The following is a 19152-nucleotide window of genomic DNA, read 5'->3' as shown; positions in this document are numbered from 1 at the left end:
CTCCCCTCCTAGGCGGTCGCGACCGCCGCCCGCACCTTCTCCAGCCGAGCGCGTCGTTCTCGCCGGGCCGCCACCGCGGCCTCGACGTCGACCTGCTCGAACACCACCGCGCCGCCGGTCCTGGCTTGGGCCATCCGGTCGCGGTCCACCGAGATGACGGTGCCGATGGTGGCGTAGCCGCCGCCGGTCACCGCGTCGTTGAGCAGCACGATCGGCTCGTCGCCACCGGGTACCTGCACCGAGCCGATCGGGTAGCCGAGATCGACGACGTTGGCCTGGTCGCTGCCCGCGCCGAAGGGCTGCTCGCGCTCGATGAACTCCAGCTCGCCGCCGCGCAACCGGTACCCGACGCGGTCGGCGTCCTTGGTCACCTTCCACTCGGTGCCCAGGAACGAGGCCAGCGCCCGCTCGGTCAGCCGGTAGGCGCAGAGCCCGACGACCAGCCGCAGCAAGGTCGTCGCGGGCAGCTCCGGGCGCAGCTCCTCCGGCACCTCGGTGCCGGAGGCCGGTGCGGGTGGCGCTTCGCCGAGCGGCAGCCGGTCGCCGTCGGCCAGCGCGCGGCCCTCGAACCCGCCGATGCCGGTGAGCATGTAGGTCGAGCGGGACCCGAGGTAGAGCGGCACGTCGATGCCGCCGCCGACCGCGACGTAGGGCCGGGCACCGGCGCGCACCGCCTGCACGGCGAGCACGTCACCGGCCGAGACGGCCACCGCCTGCCAGGGCGGCACGGGTTCGCCGTTGAGCGACACGGCGGTGTCGGCGCCGGTGACGGCCACGGTGCGGGAGTCGGTGAACTCCAGCTCGGGCCCCAGGTAGGTCGCCTCCAGCACGGCCGCGCCGTCGGGGTTGCCGACGAGCATGTTGCCCGCCAACGCCGAGTAGCGGTCCATCGCCCCGGATGGCGGCATGCCGATGGCGTAGCGGCCGTCGCGGCCGGAGTCCTGCACGGTCGTGGACAGCCCGCCCTTGCGCACGATGAGGGAGTTCACCGGTACAGCACCTCCAGCAGTCGCGCGTTGACCCCGTCCGGGTCGGCGAGCAGTTCGGCGGGAACCAGTTCCGCGTCCCGGATCCGGTAGCGGAAGGTGCCCGCCTCGACCTCGGAGCGGGTGCGGTCGTACTCGTCGCGGTCGATCGCCCGGTAGCGCAGCACGTCGCTGGGGCGCGGGAAGGCGATGTCGTCGGCGAAGTCCGGCAGCCGCTGGGCGAGGTCGAACACCGGGGCGGGCGCGATCCCGAACAGCTGGTACCCACCGGCCCCGCGCACCGGGTAGACCACCGAGAACGCGCCGCCGTAGCCGAAAGCGCGTTCCGGGGTGTCGGTCCGGGGCCGCACGTACTTGGGCACCTCGATCTGCTTCTCGCGCGGCACCATCTGGTAGCAGAACGGCAGCCCCGGCACGAAACCGAGCATGGTGACCAGGAACGGCGCGGCGGTGATCGCCTCGATCAGCGAGGGGACGTCGTCGAAACCGTTGATCCGCGCGGCGTATTCGAGATCGGTGGCCTCCGGGTCCTGGTGCCGGTCGCGGAACCGCAGCAGCGTCTCCCGGGTCCACGGGTCGTCGAAGAGCACCGGCACGTCGACGATCCGGGTGCGCACGACATCCTCGGCGCTGAGCTCACCGGCCGTGCTCTCCAGCCGCTTGAGCTCCTCGACGAGGTCGGCCGGGTGCAGCCGCTCCGGGTCCAGCCGGACCAGGTAGGAGGCGTTCGACGGGCAGATGTCGATGACCCCGTCGATGCTCTCCCCGCGCAGCGCGCCGGTGATGGCCATCGCCTTGAGGTTGGCCTGCAGGCTCATCTCGCGGTCGATCTCGACGAAGACGAACTCGTCGCCGCCGAATTCGTACCGCGCGGGCGGTAGCTGAACCTCCTGAACGGTCACGGCGCACCTCCGCAGCCACCGACGAGTGCTCGTCGAGAATGCGCTGCGGGACGGTTCGACGCAGCGCGTCGTTCACCAATCGACCACTTTCGAGTGAGAGAGTAGGCTGCGTGATCTGCGTGCGCAAACACCGAAAACTATGGTGGACGCCCGATCTGGAGGTGATCCGTGCGCACTCTCGTCGATCTCAACGCCGATGCCGGGGAGAGCTTCGGACGCTGGCAACTGGGTGACGACGCCCGACTCATCCCGCTGGTGACCTCGGTGAACATCGCGTGCGGCTGGCACGCCGGTGATCCGGCGACGATGAGCCGTTCGGTCGAACTGGCACGCGACGGGCGGACCGCCGTCGGCGCGCACCCGGGTTTCCCCGATCTGACCGGATTCGGCAGGCGCGCCATGTCGTTGAGCCCGGCCGAGGCCGCGCAGGCCTGCCTGTACCAGTTCGGGGCGTTGCAGGCGATCGCGGCGCACCGGGGCGTGCCGATCGCGCACGTCAAGCCGCACGGCGCGTTCTACGGGCTGACGATCCGCGACGAGGCCGTCGCCGAAGCCGTGGTGTCGGCCTTCGCGACGGCCGCGCCGGGCGTGCGGGTGGTGCTGCTGGCCGGGCCGGTCTCGGAACGCCTGGCCGAGCGCGGTTTTCCCGTCATGCGGGAGGCTTTCGCCGATCTCGACTACGACGACAACGGGCACATCATCATCGAGCCGAACCCGCGGGCGAAGTCCCCGGAGGCCTGCGCCGACCAGGCCGACGCGGTGCTGCGCGGCGAGGTGCGCTCGGTCAACGGCGTGCCCGTGCAGGTCGACGCGGACACGATCTGCCTGCACGGCGACCGGCCCAACGCGGTCGAGATCGCGGAGGCGATCCGCGAGCGGTTCGCCTCCGCCGGTGTGCGTCTCGCGCCGATGGCCGAGGTCGCCGACTCCCGGGGGTGACTCACCCGGCCGGGAGCAGCCGGTCGGCGGCGGCGATGCGGGAGTCGCTGCGGTGGTCGCCCTCCGGGCTGAACGGGGGCACCGAGTCGGGCAGGCAGTCGGCGAGCAGGAGCGAGTCCACCGCGCGCTCCTCCGGTCCCGCGGTGACCACGGTACTGCCGTCGGGCGCCCAGATGCCCGAGTTGCCCCGGTACTCCCACTGGCCGTGCTCGGAGCTCTCCCAGCCGCGCCGGTTGGCGTAGGCCACGAAAACCCGCCACACGGCGGCCATCGCGGGGATGATGTGCTCGGTCGCGTCGGGGTAGGCCACCAGCGTCGGTTCCCCGCTGCGCAACGTGAAGTGCCGGTCGGCGGCCGTGGGCCCGACGATGAGCCGCGCTCCCCTGCCCGCCAGGTACTGGTACAGCGGCGGGAACTCGCACTCGTAGCAGTTGAGCAGCCCGACCGGGAAGCCGTTGATCTCCACGACCGGCGGCAGCTCCTGCCCGGGCGTGAAGTTCGCGCGCTCGGCGGCGCCGTAGAGGTGGGTCTTGCGGTAGTTGGCCACCAGCTCCCCGTCGGCGGCCAGCGCCACCGAGTCGTGCAGCGCCCCGTCGGCGGCGCGTTCCACGTACGGCAGCACGACGGCGACGTCGTGCCGGGTGGAGAGCTTGCGGGCGAGTTCGACGGACGTGCCGTCGCTGGGTTCGGCGAGTTCCTCGCACTGCCGGCGGTCCAGGGCGTACCCGGTGTTGAAGCACTCGGGGAACGCGCACAGCTGGCTGCCGTAGCTCGCGGCCAGCGCGACCACCTGCTCCATCCTGGCGAGGTTCTCGGCCACCGCCGCCGGGGTTCCGGAGGGGTTCTCGCCCTGGAAGAGCGCGAGGCGGAGCCCGCTCGCCCGTTCCGGGGGTTCGCGGTCGGTCAACCGGCTGACGATGCGGATGGGACGCATGTGTTCTCCTGTTCACTCGACGCTGGTGACGTAGTCCTCGACGATCGAGGCCAGCTCCTCGACCGAGGCGGGGGTGAGGTCGCCGCGCACGACCACGCGCATCACCTCGACGTGCTCCAGGCGCGGCGGCAGGTGGTACACCGGGACGGCCCAGCGGTGTTCGGCCAGGTGGGCGGCCAGTTCCCGCAGCGACACCGGGGGCCGCGCGGTGACGGCCACGACGGGCAGCTGCTCGCCGTCACCGAGCAGCCGGAGCCGCCCGGTCGCCCGCAGCCGGCCGGCCAGCCGCCGCGCGAGGGCGCGGGATCGGGCGTGCACGGCGTGGAACCCGGCGAACCCGAAGCGCAGGAAGTTGTAGTACTGGAGCACCACGGGTGCCGCCGAACGCGAGAAGGTCAGCTCGTGATGGGCGTCGTCACCGCCGAGGTAGTTGACCCGGACCCCCAGTCCCGCGTTCCGGTCGTCCTCGTCGCGCCACAGCAGCCAGCCCAGGCCGGGCGGCACCATCCCCGACTTGTGCCCGGAGGCGTTGATCGACACCACCCGGGGGAGCTGGAAGTCCCAGCTCAGCTCCGGGTCGAGGAACGGTGCGAGGAACCCTCCCGACGCGGCGTCGACGTGGATCGGGATGTCGAGCCCGGTGCGCTCCTGCACCCCGTCCAGCGCCTCGGCGATCCCGGCGATCGGCTCGTACCGCCCGTCCAGAGTGGACCCCAGTATGCCGACGACGCCGATGGTTCCCGCGTCGCACAGCTCCTCGACCGCGTCCGGCTCCAGCGACGGGGAGTCGCCGCGCGCGGGGGCCACGCGGGCCTCCACGCCCCAGTGCCGGCAGAACTTGGTCCAGCAGGCGTGCGCCCCGGCCCCCAGGACCAGGTTCGGCCGCTGTCCCCCGGCTCGTTCCCGCCAGTTGCGCAGCATCGAGGCACCGGCCAGCAGCGCCGCCTCGCTGGAACCCGTGGTCGCGCTGCCCGCGACCCGGCGCGGATCACCGTGCCAGAGCGACCCGATGATGCCGACGCACTCCCGCAGCATCGCGTCGATCGACGGGTACTGCTCGCGGTCGACGAGGTTGTGGTTAAGGTAGGTGCGGTAGAGCCGCTGGGCCTCCGGCTCGATCGACGTGGTGAGGAACGTCGCGAGGTTGCGCTCGGGCGGGCAGCCGAGCCCCAGTTTGTCCGTGACGACGTCGAGCGCCGTGTCCGCGTCCATGCCGAAAAGTGGTATTCCGCCCCGAAGTTGCGTCGAGAGAACCGACGTTTCCTCGCACGCCTCCGGTAAAGCAGACATCGTCGGGAGCTCCTGTTCTGTTGATGTGCTGAACACGATCAACGCTAAGTCCGCAATGGACCGGGCCGCCATGAACAATTCGCCCCACACCTTCCGCACTAGTCCCGTCGACGGGTCTTGGTCCACCCGGGCTATAAACCGCCTCTACCGGGGGATTCGGCGGCTGGGTCGTAATTCGCGCGTAATCCTGTGGCGAAATGGAGAGTAGGAATCCACGGGTTCCGGGTGGCCCGGAACGAACCCCGAGTGGAGGCGCTTCATGGCCCGTCCCCCTGACCGGCCGCTGGACCGGGCGATCACCGCGTTGCTGCACGAGGCCGTCGAGCACTCGCGCGCGATGCGCCAGGTCCTCAACCAGGTCGGTCAGCTCGCTTCGGCGCGGATCAGCGCGGTCTCGGGCGAAGAACCCGAGAAACCTTCCGAGCCGGATCTGTCCGAAGTGCTCTCACCGTTGACCAAGCGCGAGAAGGAGGTCCTCGACCACCTGGCTCGCGGCCGCTCCAACCGTCAGATCGGCCGTGCCCTCGGCATCTCCGAGCGCACGGTGAAGAACCACCTCCGCAACATCTTCACCAAGCTCGGCGTGGGCGACCGGACCTCCGCGGTGGTGAAGGCGTTGGGGCACCACGACTAGCGAACGCCTTTCGCGTGCTCACCGAGCGCCCGGCGCCCGTCTCCGGCATGGTCGAAGCGGTGCCCGAGCGAGGGGAGCGACGATGACGGATCTCAGCAACGCGATCGTGGTCGGGATCGACGGATCGGACCAGGCGCTCAGCGCGGCGGCGTGGGCCGCGTCGGTGGCCTCGGCCCGGAAGCTGTCGCTGTACCTGGTGACCTCGACCGAGCCCTACTTCCGCGGGTTCTACGGCGCCGGGATGCCGGTGCCGCCCGACGCGTTCGCCGAGATCGACGAGCTGGCGCGCACCCACCTGAGCGCGGCCACCGACCGGGTGAACTCGGTCGCCTCGGGACTGGAGTTCACCACCGAGTACACGCAGGAGCAGCCGGTCGCGCTGCTGCTGCGGATGGCCAAGGAGGCCCGGATGCTCGCGCTGGGCGCCTCCGGGCACGGCGGTTTCGGCGGGATGCTGCTGGGCTCCACCGCCGTGTCGGCCGCCGCGCACGCGGCCTGCCCGGTGGCGGTGGTGCGCGAACCGAGCGCCCCGGGTGGTCCGGTCGTGGCCGGTGTCGACGGCAGCGACAACAGCACCGAGGCGCTGGCCGCGGCCTTCGCCGAGGCGGCCTGGCGCGGGGTCGGTCTGGTGGCCGTGCACGCCTCGCGCGAGCCCTCGATCCGCGAGGTCGGGCTGGGCCACCTCGAACCGGAGATGGCCACCAGCGAGCGCGTCCTCGCCGAGGCCCTGGCCGGCCTCCAGCAGCAGCACCCGGACGTGCCGGTCGAACGCGTGACCGTCAACGAGCGCCCCCGGGACACGCTCATCGAGCGCAGCAGGTCCGCTCAGCTCGTGGTCGTGGGCAGCCGCGGCCGGGGCGGCTTCCTCGGGATGCTCCTGGGCTCCACCAGCCAAGCCCTGCTGCACCACGCCGAGTGCCCGGTGCTGGTCGTGCACCCGAGCAAGGGCTAGCGCTTCCGCAGCTCGGACTTCTGGATCTTGCCGGAGCCCGTGCGGGGCAGGTGGTCGACGAGGTCGACCTGGACCGGGACCTTGTAGCGGGCGAGTCGGGTGCGCAGGAACTCGCGCAGGTCGTCGCCGGTGGGCGCGGTGTCGGGGTGGCAGACGACGAAGGCGCGGCCGACCTCGCCCCAGCGCTCGTGCGGGATGCCGATGACGGCGGCCTCGGCCACCGCCGGGTGTTCGAACAGGGCGCTCTCCACCTCGGCCGGGTACACGTTCTCGCCGCCGGAGATGAACATGTCCTTGACCCGGTCCACCACGTGCAGGTGGCCCTCGTCGTCGAAGGTGGCCAGGTCGCCGGAGCGGAACCAGCCGTCCTCGAACGCGGCCTCGGTGGCCTGCGGGTTGCGCCAGTAGCCGGGACTGACGTTGGGCCCCTTGATGAGCGCCTCCCCCGGCTCGCCCGGATCGGCGTCGGTGCCGTCGGGGCGGACGACGCGGACGCCGGTGAAGAACACCGGCACCCCGGCCGAACCGACCTTGCGCAGGCTCTCCCCCGCTTCCAGGAACGTGGCGCCCGGCGCGGTCTCGGTCATGCCGTAGCCCTGGCAGAACACCAGGCCGCGCTCCTGGTAGGTGCGGATCAGCGCTTCGGGGATGGCCGCGCCGCCGCTCATCACGATGCGCAGCGACGACAGGTCGGCCTCGGCCCAGCGGGGTGAGGCGGCCAGTTCGGCGAACATGGTGGTCACGCCGAACATCCAGGTGATGCCGCGGCGTTCGATGTGGTCGTAGCAGGCGTCGACGTCCCAGCCCGGGGCGATCACCGAGCAGCCGCCCTTGATGAACGTCGGCAGCAGCGTCTGGTCGAGCGCGGCGACGTGGAACAGCGGCGCGGTGATCAGCGTGACGTCGTCGGAGGCGACGTCGACGCCGACCAGCAGGTTGACGGTGTTCCACACCAGGTTGCCATGGGTGAGCATCGCGCCCTTGGGGCGTCCGGTGGTGCCGGAGGTGTAGAGGATCAGCGCGACCTCGGCCAGCCCCACCTCCTCCTCGATCGGCTCGGGAGTGCTTGCGGCGAGCCAGCTCTCGTACTCCTGCTCGCCCGGGCTCGGGTCGGTGAGCGCGACGAGGCGGCGCGGCCGGTTCTCCAGCGCCGCGACGGTCCCGGCGCACTCGGGCGCGTAGATCAGCGCCTCGGGTTCGGAATCGGCGAGCACGTAGTCGATCTCGGGTGCGGCGAGCCGGAAGTTCAGCGGGACGAACACCGCGCCGAGCCGGTGCGCGGCGAACATCGTCTCGACGAACGCGAGGTGGTTGGGCCCGAGGTAGGCGACCCGGTCGCCGCGGGACACGCCGTCGGCGCGCAACCGCTGGGCGACCAGCGCGGTGCGCTCGGCGAACTCGGCGTAGCTGATCTCGGTGCCGTCGAAGACGAAGGCGGTGCGGTCCGGGGTCATGAGTGCTCGCCGGGCGGGCCACGCACCCAGGCCGAGGTCGCGCATCACCGTGCTCCTTCCCGTGCGCCGTCGGGGGTTTCGAGGTTCTGGTGGCTGGTCTCGCGCAGCCCGAGCACGCAGGCGACGGTCAGCGCGCAGAACGCGGTGATGGTCCCGGAGATCGCGGTGGTCCCGAAGCCGCTGCTCTGCAGCTGCGCGAACAGCACCGGCGCCAGCCCGCCGCCGAGCCCGGCCAGCTGGTAGCCCAGCGACGCGCCGGTGTAGCGGGTCTCGGTGCTGAACAGCTCGGTGTAGAGCGCGGCCAGCGGCCCGTACATCATCGGGTGGACGACGCCCTGGCCGAGGACCAGCGCGAGGACCAGCAGCGCGCCGCTGCCGCTGTCGACTATCGGGAACAGCGCGAAGCTGTAGGCGGCCATGATCACCGCCCCGACCAGCACGATCGGGCGCCTGCCGAGCCGGTCGGACAAGCCCGACCAGGCGATGATCCCCACCACGGCCGTCACCGAGGACAGGGTGATGGCGTTGAGCACGGTCTGCCTGCTGAACCCGGCCTGCACCCCGTAGGCCAGCACGAACGTGGTCAGCGTGGACTGGGCGACGAAGGCGGCCAGCCCGACGCCGACGCCGAGCGCGAGCTGGCGCGGCCGGTTCCGCAGCACCGCCAGCAGCGGGGCCCGCTCGCTGCGCCGCGACTCCTGGAACATCCGGGGTTCGGCGACCTTGAGGCGCACGAACAGCCCGAGTGCGAGCAGCACGATGCTGAGCAGGAACGGGACGCGCCAGCCCCAGCCCAGGAACGCCTCCTCGCCGAGGACGGCGGCGGTTCCGGTGAGCACGGCGGTGGACAGCACCATCCCGCAGGGCGCTCCGGCGTTGGTGAAGCTCGCCCACAGCCCGCGCCGCGTGCGGGCGTGCTCGGCGGAGATGAGCACCGCCCCGCCCCACTCGCCGCCGACGGCGACGCCCTGGACGACGCGCAGCAGCACCAGCCCCAGCGGCGCCCACGCGCCGATCTGCTCGTAGGTGGGCAGCAGGCCGATCAGGGAGCTGGCGATGCCCATCAGCAGCATCGTCAGCACCAGCATCCGCTTGCGGCCGAGCCGGTCGCCGAAGTGGCCGAACACCAGGCCGCCGAGCGGGCGCGCGAGGTAGCCGGTGGCGAAGGTGCCGAAGCTGGCGACGGTGGCCACCAGCGGGTCGAGGTTGGTGAAGAACACCTGGCTGAACACCACCGCGGAAGCCGTGGCGTAGAGCAGGAAGTCGTAGTACTCGATGACGCTTCCCAGGAAGCTGGACGCGACCGCGCGTCGGAGCTGCCTCCCGGCTGTGACCGAATCTGTCATGCCGATCGCCCTCGTCGTTGGGGGTGCGGAACAGGAGGACCGTCCACTGCGGACGGAGTGATCACTCGGCTAGGTCGTAGGGGCGCGGGTAGGGGGTGGGGCGGAAGCGGAGGTAGGCGTGGCCGGCGCCGGGCTGCTCGGCCTCGGCGGCGGCGTTGAGCTCGGCCGGGTCGGTGCCGCGCCAGACCCCGTCGTCCAGGCGGGTTTCCAGCGCGTGCAGGGCCGCGAGCTGCTCGCCGGCGGTGAAGGTGCAGTGCCCGGGCCGGTCCACGAAGGCCTGGCGCAGCAGGTCGCCGCTTCCGGCCCGCTCGACGGCGTCGCGGTGCGCGCTGGTGACCTGCACGGGCACCAGGCCGTCGCCGGTGGTGTGGATGTCGAGCTGCGGAGCGCTCAGCCGCCCGGTGAAGGCGACGTGGCGGGTCATGTAGTCCACGGCGCCGGGGTCGGCCTCGATGCGCGGTGCGCGGGCCAGCGCGTCCAGGTCGTCGCGCAGCGACAGGCCCGCGGCGTCGTAGAGCGCGGCGATCTCGGGGGCGTGCGGCGAGTCGGCGAGCATCCGGGCGTAGTCGACGCCGGTGTTCCACGACATGTTCCCGCCCGCGCGGGATTCGGCCTCTTGCCGCCACTGCATCGCCGTGACCGGGAACCGGGTCATCACCTCGTACTGGTTGCGCTGCTGGGCTTCCCAGTCGCGCTCGCCCGGCTCGGGCTGGGCGGGGTCGTTGTGCCCGGGGATGTTGTGCAGGGCGGCGGCCAGGGCGATCCGGGCGCGGCCCTGCGGAGTGGTCTGCGCGCGCTCGACGACGCCGGTCATCGCGGTGGCGGCCTGCGAGGCCTGCTGGGCGTCGGCGAAACCGGTCAGCGGGTAGTCGGATTCGGGCGCCAGCAGGGTTTTCACCGCGTAGGCGGGGTCGAGGGTGCTGTTCCAGTTGGCGACGCCGCCCTGCACCAGGCCGCACATCGACAGCGTCGCGTCGACTCGGTCGGGGTGGCGCTCGGCGATGGTCGTGGTGACCAGGCCGCCGTAGGACTGGCCCCAGGCGATGGTGCGGCGGGCGGGCCCGAACCGGGCGGTGAACTCGTCGATCGTGGCCAGCTGGTCGGGCACGGCCTGCTCGACCGCCCAGCCCGTGGTGGCGTAGGAGGAGCCGATGAGGGCGTAGCCCTCGTCCAGCGCGATCCGGGCGGCCTCGTCGCTGGGCGCGTTCTCGGCCGGGTTGGGGCCGCCCGCGGCCTGGTAGCCGTGGCTGAACAGCAGGAGCGTGCCGTTCCAGTTCTCGGGAACGTCCATCACCCAGGTCGCGCCGCTGGCGAGCTCGCCCTCGACGTGGGTGGGGGTCTCGGTGGCGAGAGCGGGTGCCGACGCGGCCAGCAGCGCGGCCGCGACCAGGGCCGCCAGCCGTCCGCTCGTGCGGGCGGTGATCATGCGAAACCTCCCCGTTCCGGGGCTCATCCGAGCCCGAGCAGGATCTCGCGCTGCAGCGGGGAGTGGGCGTGGTGCACGTTCTGCATCGAGAACTCCTCGGTGGACGAGCGTGCCGACCCGGCAAAAAGTACGGCGTCGCAGTGACGGCCGTCAACGTTGTGCCCAACATTCGAACGACTACGCTGGTCATCGTGAGTTCCGCCGACGACGCCGCTTTGACCTATTCGGCCCGACCGCAGTCGCTCATGCTGAGCTTCCTGGGCCTGCACGTGCTCGGGCGCTCCTCGGCGGCGTACTCGGGCAGCATCATCGACGTCTTCGGCCGGATCTCGATCTCCGAGGAGGCGGTGCGCTCGACGCTGAGCCGGATGGCGCACCGCGGCCTGCTCACCCGCCACCGCCGGGGCCGCCGCGTCTACTTCGGGCTCACCGAGCACGCCGAGCAGGTCCTCGAGGACGGCGAGCGGCGGATCTGGGACACCGGCGCCGTCAACCGCGACTGGGACGGGACCTGGACGCTGGTGGCCTTCTCGCTGCCGGACACCCGGCGCAGCGACCGGCACGACCTGCGCTCGCAGCTGATCTGGGCCGGGTTCGGGCTGCTGCAGAACGGGCTGTGGATCGCCCCCGGCCCGCACGACGTCACCGAGATCGTCGACGAGCTCGGCCTCAACGACCACGTCACCGTGTTCACCGCGCAGCAGGGCAAGCCCACCGAATCCGCCGACCTGGTCCGCAAGGCCTTCGACCTCGACGCCATCGCCGCCCGCTACCGCGCGTTCCTCACCCGCTGGGACAGCCCCCACCCGCTGCCCTGGGCCCCCGACGACCTCGCGCGCCAGCTGGTCCTGCACACCGACTGGCTGCAGCTGGTCCGCCAGGACCCGCACCTGCCCGCCGACCTGCTCGACACCGACTGGCCGGCCATCCGCGCCGAAACGCTGTTCCGCCAGCTCGCCCACCACTACCACGACACCACCGCCGACCTCGCCGAAACGACCATCGACCAGATCGAGCTCTGACGAGCCGCGATCCCGCCGCTCGGCGTCCCCGGCCGTGCGGGGGCGTGCGCGGCGCACAATGGGGGCATGGTCGAGCAGAGTCTGTGGATGCAGAAGGTCGCGGCTGATCCGGGGCATTCATCCTGGTACATCAACCGGATGCGGGGTCTGGCCGAGGCGGGCACCGATCTCGCCGGGGAGGCCCGGATGATCGACGCGATGGCCGAGCGCGGGTCCCGCATCCTCGACGCCGGGTGCGGCCCGGGGCGGGTCGCCGGGTGGCTGGCGTCGGTGGGCCACGACGTCGTCGGCGTCGACGTGGACCCGGCGCTGATCGAGGCCGCGGAGGAGGACCACCCGGGGCCGCGCTGGATCGTCGGCGACCTCGCCGAGCTCGACCTGCCCGCGCACGGCGTCACCGAGCCGTTCGACCTGATCGTGTGCGCGGGCAACGTGATGACGTTCCTGGCGCCCAGCACCCGCGGCACCGTGCTGGAGCGGTTTCGGGCGCACCTGGCGCCCGAGGGCCGGGTGGCGGTGGGCTTCGGCACCGGCCGCGGCTACGAGCCCGCCGAGTTCTTCGCCGACGCCGAGAAGGCCGGTCTGCGGACCGACCTGGCGCTGAGCACCTGGGACCTGCGCCCGCTGCGCGAGGACTCGGACTTCCTGGTGGCCGTGCTCAGCGCTGGCTGAGCGCACCTGAGTCGAGCAGCCGCTGCACCTCCTCGTCCGGGATCCCGGCCTCGGCCAGGACCTCGCGGGTGTGCTGGCCCAGCAGCGGGGCCGGTCGCGGCGGGGGCGCGGGTTCGCCGAAGTCGATCGGCCTGCGGGCCAGCCGCACCGGCCCCACGCCGGGCTGCTCGACGGTCTGGAAGAAACCGGTGGCGGCCAGGTGCTCGTCGGCGAACAGGTCCTCGACGTCGTGCACCGGGCCGTGCGGGATGTCGGCGCGGGCGAACGCCTCGCTCCACTCCGCCGAGGTGCGGGTGACCATCTCCTCGGCCAGCAGCGCGTAGAGCTCGTCGATGTGCCGGGTGCGGGCGCCGATGTCGCGGAAGCGCGGGTCCTCGCCCAGTTCCGGGCGGCCGATGAGGTCGAAGAACACCGTCCAGTGCTTGTCGGCGTACATCATCACCGCCAGGTGGCCGTCCTTGGTGGCGTAGGGCCTGCGGTGCGGCGAATCCGTCCTCGGGTAGCCGGTGGGGCCCGAGGGCGGGTCGGTGAGCCAGCCGCCCTGCCGGTCCAGGAGCATGAACGAGGCCATCCCCTCGAACATCGGCACCTCCACCGGCCGTCCCCGACCGTCGGCCTCCTTGGCGCGCAGCGCGGCGCAGGTCGCCGCCGCGCCGTAGAGACCGAGGATCTTGTCCGAGGCGGCCGAGCGCCAGTACTCGGGTTCTCCCCCGGCGGCGCCCTGAGCAGCGGCGATGCCGGAGGCCGCCTGGATCACGTCGTCGTAGGCGGGCCGGTCGGCGTGCGGGCCGTCCTTGCCGTAGCCGCGGAACGCGCACAGCACCAGCCCCGGGTTGATCTCGCGCAGCTCCTCCCAGGTCAGGCCGAGGCGGGCGGCGGCGGGTGGGCGGATGTTGTGCAGCAGCACGTCGGCTCCGCGCACCAGCGCCCGCAGCACCTCGCGCGCCCCGGTGTCCTTGAGGTCGACGGCGACCGAGCGCTTGCCGCGGTTGGCGTTGACGAAGATCGGGCCGACGCCGTTGCCGGAGGTGTCGCCGATGCCGCGAACCTGGTCGCCGCGCAGCGATTCGACCTTGATCACGTCGGCGCCCCACTCGGCGAGCACCTGGGCGGCGTAGGGGCCCATGAACACCGTCGACAGGTCCAGGACTCGCACGCCGGCGAGCAGGTCGCCGCTCATCGGTGTCCTCCCGGGATCGGCGGGTGCTCGGCGGGCGCGCCCTGCACGACGTCCCACAGCGGACCGCTCGCCGCGAGGAACCGGTCCCAGTCGCGGGTGGTGCCGAACTCGCCGCGCCAGTCCAGCGCGGGCAGCGTGACCAGCTGCAGCGGGTGCTCCTGCGTGGTGCCGATGGCGCCGTGGACCTGGTGGGCGTTGCGCACGACGACCGAGGCGGCGTGCCCGGCGCAGGACCGCGCCGCGGCGACCTTCGTCGCCGATGCGGGACCGGTCAGCTCGGTCTCGGCGGCGTCGAGCACGGCGGCGTCCACCGCCGCCCGCGCCAGCGCGGCCTCCGCGGCGGCGTCGGCGACCAGGTGCTGCACGGCCTGGAACTTCGCCAACGGCCGCCCGAACTGCACCCGCGTCCGCGCGTGCTCCACGCACAGATCCACGGCCCGCTCCAACGCCCCCACCACCTGCACGGCCCGCGCGAGAGCACCCCGCAACACCAACTGATCCACCACGTCCACCCCCACGACCACCCCGTCCCCCACCGACACTCCGAACGCATCCCCCCGAGGCAACCCCGACCGCGAAACCCGCCCCCTCCACCGCTCCACCCCCGGAATACCGCCGTATTCCACCCCCCGATTACGGCAGTATTCGGGCCCCCGATTACCGGAGTTTTCGGGTTCCCGATTACCGGAGTGTTCCGGTGACGGATTACCGCCGTTTTCGGGTGACGGATTACCGGAGTTTTCCGGTGACCGACTACCGGAGGAATCCGGTGACCGACTACCGGAGGATTCCGGTGACCGACTACCGGAGGAATCCGGTGACGGAGTACCGGGGGATTCGGGGGTGTGGAGGGTCCAGGTGGCGTTGGGGTGGGGGATGACGAGGAGGGTGGGGACGTGGCCGAGCCAGGGGACTGATCGGGCGGTTCCGTCGGTGTGGAAAAGGGCGACCGTGAGTGGGGTGGTCGGGTCGGGGTCCGGGATTCCGGTGGTGCGGAGGAGCCAGTGGGCGAGCAGGTCGCTCTCGGCGAACGGGAGGTGTCGGGCCGCGGCCGCGCTCTCGGTCAGCAGGGCGGCGGCCTCCGGCCAGCCGGCGCCGGAACCGCCGTGAGCCTCGGGGGCGGTGAGGGCGGTGAAGCCGAGGTCGCTGAGCTTCGCCCACAGCTCGGCGTCGAAGCCGACGCCGGTGACGGCCTGGTCGAGGCGGTCGGTGAGCTCACCCGCGAGGACGTCGCGCAGCACGTCCCGCAGGTCCTGGTCGGTGCTCATCAGCGCATCCCCAATCCGCGTGCGATGACGCCGCGCAGGATCTCGTTCGTCCCGCCGCGCAACGTGAACCCCGGCCGCTGCTGCACGGCCCGGCGGGTCAGATCGGCGAGCTCGCCGTCGGCACCGGCAAGCGTGTCCAGGTCGGCGATCTCTGCGAGATCGCCCTCCAGGGTCGTGCCGAGCACCTTCACCAGCGCGGCGGGCACGTCGGCGCGCTCGCCGCGCTGCAGGGCCGCCGCGACCGACAGCGACATCTGGTGCAGTCCGGCGAGCCTGCCGGTGATCCGGCCCGCCTCGGCCGGATCCAGGCTCCCCAGCAGGGAACGCGCCAGCTGGTAGGTCGACAGGAACCGCTCCGGCCCGGACCGCTCGAACGACAGCTCCGAGGTGACCTGCCGCCACCCGTCCCCGATCTCGCCGACCACGTGGTCGTCGGGCACGAGCACGCCGTCCAGGTGCACCTCGTTGAAGTGGTGCGCGCCGTTGGCCGAGATCACCGGGCGGACCGTCAGCCCCGGCGAGTCCAGTCGCACCAGCAGCTGGCTCAGCCCGCCGTGCCGGTCCTCGCCCGGCGGGGAGGTGCGGGCCAGGACGATGAAGGCGTCGGCGACGTGCGCACCCGAGGTCCACAGCTTCGTGCCGGTCACCCGCCAGCCGCCGTCGTCGCGCTCGGCGCGGGTGCGCACGCTGGCCAGGTCCGAGCCCGAATCCGGTTCGCTCATCCCGATCGCGAAGAACGCCTCGCCGGCGACGATGCGCGGCAGGTACTCGCGCTTGAGGGCCTCGCTGCCGAAGCGCAGCAGGTTCGGCGCGACCTGGCGGTCGGCGATCCAGTGCGCGGCGACCGGCGCCCCGGCGGCCAGGAGCTCCTCGGTGACCACGAAGCGCTCCAGGAACGTGCGGCCGTGCCCGCCGTACTCCTCGGGCACCGTCATCCCGAGCCAGCCGCGGCGGGCCAGCGCGCGGGTGAAGTCCAGGTCCCAGCCGCTGAGCCAGCTGTCCACCGTCGGCGTGAACCCGCCGGAACCGACCTGCTCGGCGAGGAACTCCCGCACCTGCCGGCGCAGCGACAGCAGCGCCGCGTCCTCCTGGACCGGTGGCGGCATCAGCGACGGCATCGACCCTCCTGCACTCCGACGGGTTCCTCCCACGTAACCCGTGCGCACGTTCCCGGTCAACGGACCTTCCTGGTGACCGGGACGCGTCCGCGCACGTAGGGTGTCGCCGAACCGAGTCCGCACGGCGGGGAGGAAACGCCACTCATGTCCGATGTGCTGCTGGTCGAGCGCGCCGATCACGTGGAGACCTGGACGATCAACCTGCCCGACCAGCGCAACCCGATCTCCGGCGCGGACGTGATCGAGGCGTTCGAGACCCACGCCCGCCGGGTTCAGCAGGACCTGGACGTGCGGTGCGTGGTGCTGACCGGCGCGGGCAAGGCGTTCTCCGCGGGCGGCAACGTCAACGACATGCGCGAGAAGGCCGGGATGTTCAGCGGCAGCCCGTGGGAGATGCGCAACGGCTACCGCGACGGCATCCAGCGCATCCCGCTGGCGCTGACCGAGTGCGAGGTGCCGATGGTCGCCGCCGTCAACGGGCCCGCCGTCGGCGCGGGCTGCGACCTGGCCATGATGTGCGACCTGCGGGTGGCCTCCACGCAGGCCTGGTTCGCCGAGTCCTTCGTGCAGCTGGGCATCATCCCCGGCGACGGCGGCGCCTGGTTCCTCACCCAGGCCATCGGCCCGCAGAAGGCCGCCGAGATGGCCCTCACCGGCGACCGCGTCGACGCCCGGAAGGCCCTGGAGTGGGGCATGGTCGCCCACGTCGTGGAACCCGAGGACCTGCTCACCGAGGCGAACGCCCTCGCGGCCCGGATCGCCAAGAACCCGCCGCACGCCACCCGCATGGCCAAGCGCCTGCTCAAGGAGTCGCGCACCAACGACCTCCGCCACGTCCTCGAACTCTCCGCCACCATGCAGGCCCTCTCCCACCACACCGAGGACCACGCGGAAGCCATGAACGCCCTCCTCACCAAACGCCCCGCCACCTACCAAGGCCACTGACCCCACCAACCGGTCGACCACCCCGGTTTTCATCGGGTCAAATACCGCAGGTTTCGACCGGTCAAAACCTGCGGTATTCGTCGGGTCAAAACCTGCGGTATTCGCCTTGAGGAAGTCCACCTGGTCGGGTGAGGGTGGGGTTTTCGGGAGTCAGGAGGGGGTTTCGGGGGCGAGGACGCAGCGGGAGCCGGTGAAGATCGTGACCATGCAGCGGTTGTTGTGGTTGCAGAGGGAGCGGGTCGCGGAATCGGCGGCGATGCGGTTGACGAGGTCGGGTTCCCGGAGGAGGGCTCGGCCCATCGCGACGTACTGGAAGCCCTCCTGCATGGCGCGGTCCATGATCTCGCGGTGGGTGATCCCGCCGAGCAGGATCATCGGGAGGTCCATGGCGGCGCGGATCTGACGCGCGTCGTCGAGGAGATAGCCGTCCTGGTACGGGTATTCGCGGAGGAACCGGCCACCGACGAGCTTGACGCCGGTGCGGATCGGTTCCCGCATCACCTCCGCGAACTCGCGGACCGGGGCGTCGCCCTTGAACAGGTACATCGGGTTGAGCAGCGAGCTGCCCGCGGTCATCTCCAGGGCGTCGACCGTGCCCTCGGCCTCCAGCCACCGCGCCACGGTGATCGCCTCGTCGAGCCAGAACCCGCCCGGCACACCGTCATCCATGTTGAGCTTGGCCAGGATCGCGATCCGGTCGCCCACGGCTTCCCGGACCGCGCGCATCACCCGCAGCGCGAGCCTGGCGCGGTTGGCGAGGTCGCCGCCGTAGTCGTCGGTGCGCTTGTTGAGCTTGGGGCTCAGGAACGAGCTCGTCAGGTAGTTGTGTCCCAAGTGGACTTCGACCGCGTCGAAACCGGTTTCCACGGCCATCTTCGCGGCGTCGCCGTGCGCCTGCACGACCCGGTCGATGTCGGCGAGGGTGGCGGGTTTGACCTGCCGCAGCGATTGCAGGCTCAGCGACCGGCTCGGACCGAGCGCGGGCAGCTTCGTCTTGGTGGAGTCGGCGACCGGCCCGGCGTGGCCGACCTGAGCGGAGATCGCCGCGCCCTCGGCGTGCACGGCCTCGGTCAGCCGCCGCAGTCCCGGCACCGCCTCGTCGCGCCACACGATCTGGTGGCCGTCGGTGCGCCCCTCGGGCGACACCGCGCAGTAGGCGACGGTGGTCATGCCCACTCCCCCGGCGGCGTGCCGGACGTGGAAGTCGATGAGCTCGTCGGTGACCAGGCCTCGCCGCGCGCGCTTCTCGTAGGTCGCGGCCTTGAGGATCCGGTTGCGCAGTCGCACCGGGCCGAGCTTCGCAGGGGCGAGGACGTCGGGAACGGCCTTGTCGCGCATCGCATTCTCCTCCCGCGGCGTTGCGCGAGGTGACGCTACCAGAGTTTTGGCGCTACTGGCCAAAAATTGTCGGGCTGGGCGTTGACCAGCATCGGGATCGACTAGGCTCGGGCGCGTGACCCCCAGCGACGCCCCCGCGCCGCAGCGCGGACGCCCGACCGTGCTCGATCCCCCCGCCATCGCGGCCGCGACGTTCCGCCTGTGGAGCGAGCGCGGCTACGCCGCCGTCGGGTGGAAGGACATCGCCGAGGCCACCGGCGTCAGCGTCCGCACGCTGGTCCGCCACTTCGCACGCAAGTCCGACATCGCATGGGTCGGCGTGCCGACCGCCACCCGGCGGCTCCGCGAGGCGCTGGAGCAGACGCCGGGCGACGTGCCGGTCGACGACGCCGTGCGCCGCGCGATCGTCGCGTCCATGTCGGACGATCCGATGTCGCCGGCAGGTCCGGACTGGATTCGCCTGGTGTGCACCGAACCCGAGCTCGCCGGCACCGCGCCCACCGCCTACCGCCCGTGGATCGAGGAGCTCGCCGAGTTCATCGCCGGCCGCACCCCCGGCATGCCCCGGGCCGCCGCGATGGCCCTGGCCAGCGGCTACCAGGCCGCGACCGTCGCCGCCCTGGTCGCCTGGAGCGAATCCGACACCGACGAGCGCGCCGCCACGGCCGCGGAGCAGGCCCTCGCCTGGATCTCCATCGCGAGCGCGTGAGGAGCGGTTCCCCTCGAAACCCCCGCGATTCCGGACC

Annotated in this window: 18 protein-coding genes; 7 read left to right on the top strand and 11 right to left on the bottom strand. The window is 71.9% G+C overall.

Annotated elements, in window-relative coordinates:
* Positions 1-8 precede the first annotated feature (8 nt).
* Together BM424_RS20055 and BM424_RS20050 are read right to left on the bottom strand one after the other, a co-directional pair.
* Positions 9-989, bottom strand: a complete 981-nt coding sequence (locus tag BM424_RS20055; RefSeq protein ID WP_093420368.1) for a 5-oxoprolinase subunit C family protein — start codon at positions 987-989, stop codon at positions 9-11.
* Complete coding sequence (locus BM424_RS20050; protein ID WP_093420365.1) at positions 986-1888, bottom strand: 5-oxoprolinase subunit B family protein; 903 nt, start codon at positions 1886-1888, stop codon at positions 986-988. Before BM424_RS20050 ends, BM424_RS20055 begins: the two co-directional genes overlap by 4 nt.
* A 168-nt stretch (positions 1889-2056) precedes the next feature.
* Here BM424_RS20050 and BM424_RS20045 point away from each other — a divergent pair, with 168 nt between their 5' ends.
* Positions 2057-2827: a LamB/YcsF family protein gene (locus tag BM424_RS20045; protein ID WP_093420363.1), complete on the top strand. Its 771-nt coding sequence runs from the start codon at positions 2057-2059 to the stop codon at positions 2825-2827.
* A gap of 1 nt (position 2828) precedes the next feature.
* On the opposite strand, the gene BM424_RS20040 is transcribed toward BM424_RS20045, so the two are convergent.
* Both BM424_RS20040 and gad read right to left on the bottom strand, forming a co-directional pair.
* Entirely contained in the window at positions 2829-3761 is a 933-nt protein-coding gene (locus BM424_RS20040; RefSeq protein ID WP_093420361.1) for a nitrilase-related carbon-nitrogen hydrolase, read from the bottom strand.
* Between the two features lie 12 nt (positions 3762-3773).
* A complete protein-coding gene (gad, locus tag BM424_RS20035) occupies positions 3774-5051 on the bottom strand; it encodes a glutamate decarboxylase (protein WP_281248785.1) in 1278 nt (425 codons plus the stop codon).
* 259 nt (positions 5052-5310) lie between these two features.
* Here gad and BM424_RS29760 point away from each other — a divergent pair, with 259 nt between their 5' ends.
* Positions 5311-5685 (top strand): response regulator transcription factor, encoded by a 375-nt coding sequence (locus BM424_RS29760; RefSeq protein WP_093420355.1) that lies wholly within the window; start codon positions 5311-5313, stop codon positions 5683-5685.
* Between the two features lie 82 nt (positions 5686-5767).
* Positions 5768-6637 carry a universal stress protein gene (locus BM424_RS20025; RefSeq protein ID WP_093420353.1) on the top strand — a complete coding sequence of 290 codons (870 nt, stop codon included), beginning with the start codon at positions 5768-5770 and terminating at the stop codon, positions 6635-6637.
* Here the strand turns inward: BM424_RS20025 and BM424_RS20020 are convergent.
* The 3 genes from BM424_RS20020 to BM424_RS20010 all read right to left on the bottom strand — a co-directional run bounded on the left by BM424_RS20020 (position 6634) and on the right by BM424_RS20010 (position 10863).
* A complete protein-coding gene (locus BM424_RS20020) occupies positions 6634-8136 on the bottom strand; it encodes an acyl-CoA synthetase (RefSeq protein WP_093420351.1) in 1503 nt (500 codons plus the stop codon). The two genes, BM424_RS20025 and BM424_RS20020, sit on opposite strands and share 4 nt — an antisense overlap.
* Positions 8136-9437 carry an MFS transporter gene (locus tag BM424_RS20015; RefSeq protein ID WP_093420348.1) on the bottom strand — a complete coding sequence of 434 codons (1302 nt, stop codon included), beginning with the start codon at positions 9435-9437 and terminating at the stop codon, positions 8136-8138. The genes BM424_RS20020 and BM424_RS20015 overlap by 1 nt, the downstream gene beginning before the upstream one ends.
* A gap of 61 nt (positions 9438-9498) precedes the next feature.
* The gene (locus BM424_RS20010) at positions 9499-10863 is read right to left on the bottom strand and encodes an alpha/beta hydrolase family protein (protein WP_093420346.1); all 1365 of its coding nucleotides are present in this window, start codon (positions 10861-10863) and stop codon (positions 9499-9501) included.
* Positions 10864-11054: 191 nt separating this feature from the next.
* On the opposite strand from BM424_RS20010, the gene BM424_RS20005 reads away from it, so the two are divergent.
* Together BM424_RS20005 and BM424_RS20000 are read left to right on the top strand one after the other, a co-directional pair.
* A complete protein-coding gene (locus BM424_RS20005) occupies positions 11055-11885 on the top strand; it encodes a PaaX family transcriptional regulator (protein ID WP_245775996.1) in 831 nt (276 codons plus the stop codon).
* 66 nt (positions 11886-11951) lie between these two features.
* Positions 11952-12557: a class I SAM-dependent methyltransferase gene (locus tag BM424_RS20000; RefSeq protein ID WP_093420343.1), complete on the top strand. Its 606-nt coding sequence runs from the start codon at positions 11952-11954 to the stop codon at positions 12555-12557.
* Here the strand turns inward: BM424_RS20000 and BM424_RS19995 are convergent.
* From BM424_RS19995 to BM424_RS19985, 3 genes are read right to left on the bottom strand one after another with little or no spacing between them, the layout of a single operon-like run.
* On the bottom strand, positions 12544-13737 hold the full coding sequence (locus BM424_RS19995) for a CaiB/BaiF CoA transferase family protein (protein WP_093420341.1): 1194 nt from the start codon (positions 13735-13737) through the stop codon (positions 12544-12546). The two genes, BM424_RS20000 and BM424_RS19995, sit on opposite strands and share 14 nt — an antisense overlap.
* On the bottom strand, positions 13734-15005 hold the full coding sequence (locus BM424_RS19990; RefSeq protein WP_217649768.1) for an acyl-CoA dehydrogenase family protein: 1272 nt from the start codon (positions 15003-15005) through the stop codon (positions 13734-13736). The genes BM424_RS19995 and BM424_RS19990 overlap by 4 nt, the downstream gene beginning before the upstream one ends.
* Positions 15005-16123, bottom strand: a complete 1119-nt coding sequence (locus tag BM424_RS19985; protein WP_093420338.1) for an acyl-CoA dehydrogenase family protein — start codon at positions 16121-16123, stop codon at positions 15005-15007. The genes BM424_RS19990 and BM424_RS19985 overlap by 1 nt, the downstream gene beginning before the upstream one ends.
* 144 nt (positions 16124-16267) lie before the next feature.
* On the opposite strand from BM424_RS19985, the gene BM424_RS19980 reads away from it, so the two are divergent.
* Complete coding sequence (locus tag BM424_RS19980) at positions 16268-17068, top strand: crotonase/enoyl-CoA hydratase family protein (protein WP_093420336.1); 801 nt, start codon at positions 16268-16270, stop codon at positions 17066-17068.
* Positions 17069-17218: 150 nt separating this feature from the next.
* On the opposite strand, the gene BM424_RS19975 is transcribed toward BM424_RS19980, so the two are convergent.
* Positions 17219-18406, bottom strand: coding sequence for an NADH:flavin oxidoreductase (locus BM424_RS19975; protein ID WP_093420333.1), 1188 nt, complete (start codon positions 18404-18406; stop codon positions 17219-17221).
* A gap of 115 nt (positions 18407-18521) precedes the next feature.
* Here BM424_RS19975 and BM424_RS19970 point away from each other — a divergent pair, with 115 nt between their 5' ends.
* Positions 18522-19115 carry a TetR/AcrR family transcriptional regulator gene (locus tag BM424_RS19970; protein WP_093420331.1) on the top strand — a complete coding sequence of 198 codons (594 nt, stop codon included), beginning with the start codon at positions 18522-18524 and terminating at the stop codon, positions 19113-19115.
* Positions 19116-19152 lie beyond the last annotated feature (37 nt).

This window comes from Saccharopolyspora flava (assembly GCF_900116135.1).
GTDB lineage: Bacteria > Actinomycetota > Actinomycetes > Mycobacteriales > Pseudonocardiaceae > Saccharopolyspora > Saccharopolyspora flava.
The sequence above is the reverse complement of the archived record's forward strand: the minus strand, read 5'-3'. Positions and strand labels throughout refer to the sequence as shown.

Coding starts and splice junctions, on each gene's coding strand:
- BM424_RS20040 (WP_093420361.1), bottom strand. CDS start 3,761: ATGCGTCCCATCCGCATCGTCAGCCGGTTGACCGACCGCGAACCCCCG.
- gad (WP_281248785.1), bottom strand. CDS start 5,051: ATGTCTGCTTTACCGGAGGCGTGCGAGGAAACGTCGGTTCTCTCGACG.
- BM424_RS29760 (WP_093420355.1), top strand. CDS start 5,311: ATGGCCCGTCCCCCTGACCGGCCGCTGGACCGGGCGATCACCGCGTTG.
- BM424_RS20025 (WP_093420353.1), top strand. CDS start 5,768: ATGACGGATCTCAGCAACGCGATCGTGGTCGGGATCGACGGATCGGAC.
- BM424_RS20020 (WP_093420351.1), bottom strand. CDS start 8,136: ATGCGCGACCTCGGCCTGGGTGCGTGGCCCGCCCGGCGAGCACTCATG.
- BM424_RS20015 (WP_093420348.1), bottom strand. CDS start 9,437: ATGACAGATTCGGTCACAGCCGGGAGGCAGCTCCGACGCGCGGTCGCG.
- BM424_RS20010 (WP_093420346.1), bottom strand. CDS start 10,863: ATGATCACCGCCCGCACGAGCGGACGGCTGGCGGCCCTGGTCGCGGCC.
- BM424_RS20000 (WP_093420343.1), top strand. CDS start 11,952: ATGGTCGAGCAGAGTCTGTGGATGCAGAAGGTCGCGGCTGATCCGGGG.
- BM424_RS19995 (WP_093420341.1), bottom strand. CDS start 13,737: ATGAGCGGCGACCTGCTCGCCGGCGTGCGAGTCCTGGACCTGTCGACG.
- BM424_RS19990 (WP_217649768.1), bottom strand. CDS start 15,005: ATGAGCACCGACCAGGACCTGCGGGACGTGCTGCGCGACGTCCTCGCG.
- BM424_RS19985 (WP_093420338.1), bottom strand. CDS start 16,123: ATGCCGTCGCTGATGCCGCCACCGGTCCAGGAGGACGCGGCGCTGCTG.
- BM424_RS19980 (WP_093420336.1), top strand. CDS start 16,268: ATGTCCGATGTGCTGCTGGTCGAGCGCGCCGATCACGTGGAGACCTGG.
- BM424_RS19975 (WP_093420333.1), bottom strand. CDS start 18,406: ATGCGCGACAAGGCCGTTCCCGACGTCCTCGCCCCTGCGAAGCTCGGC.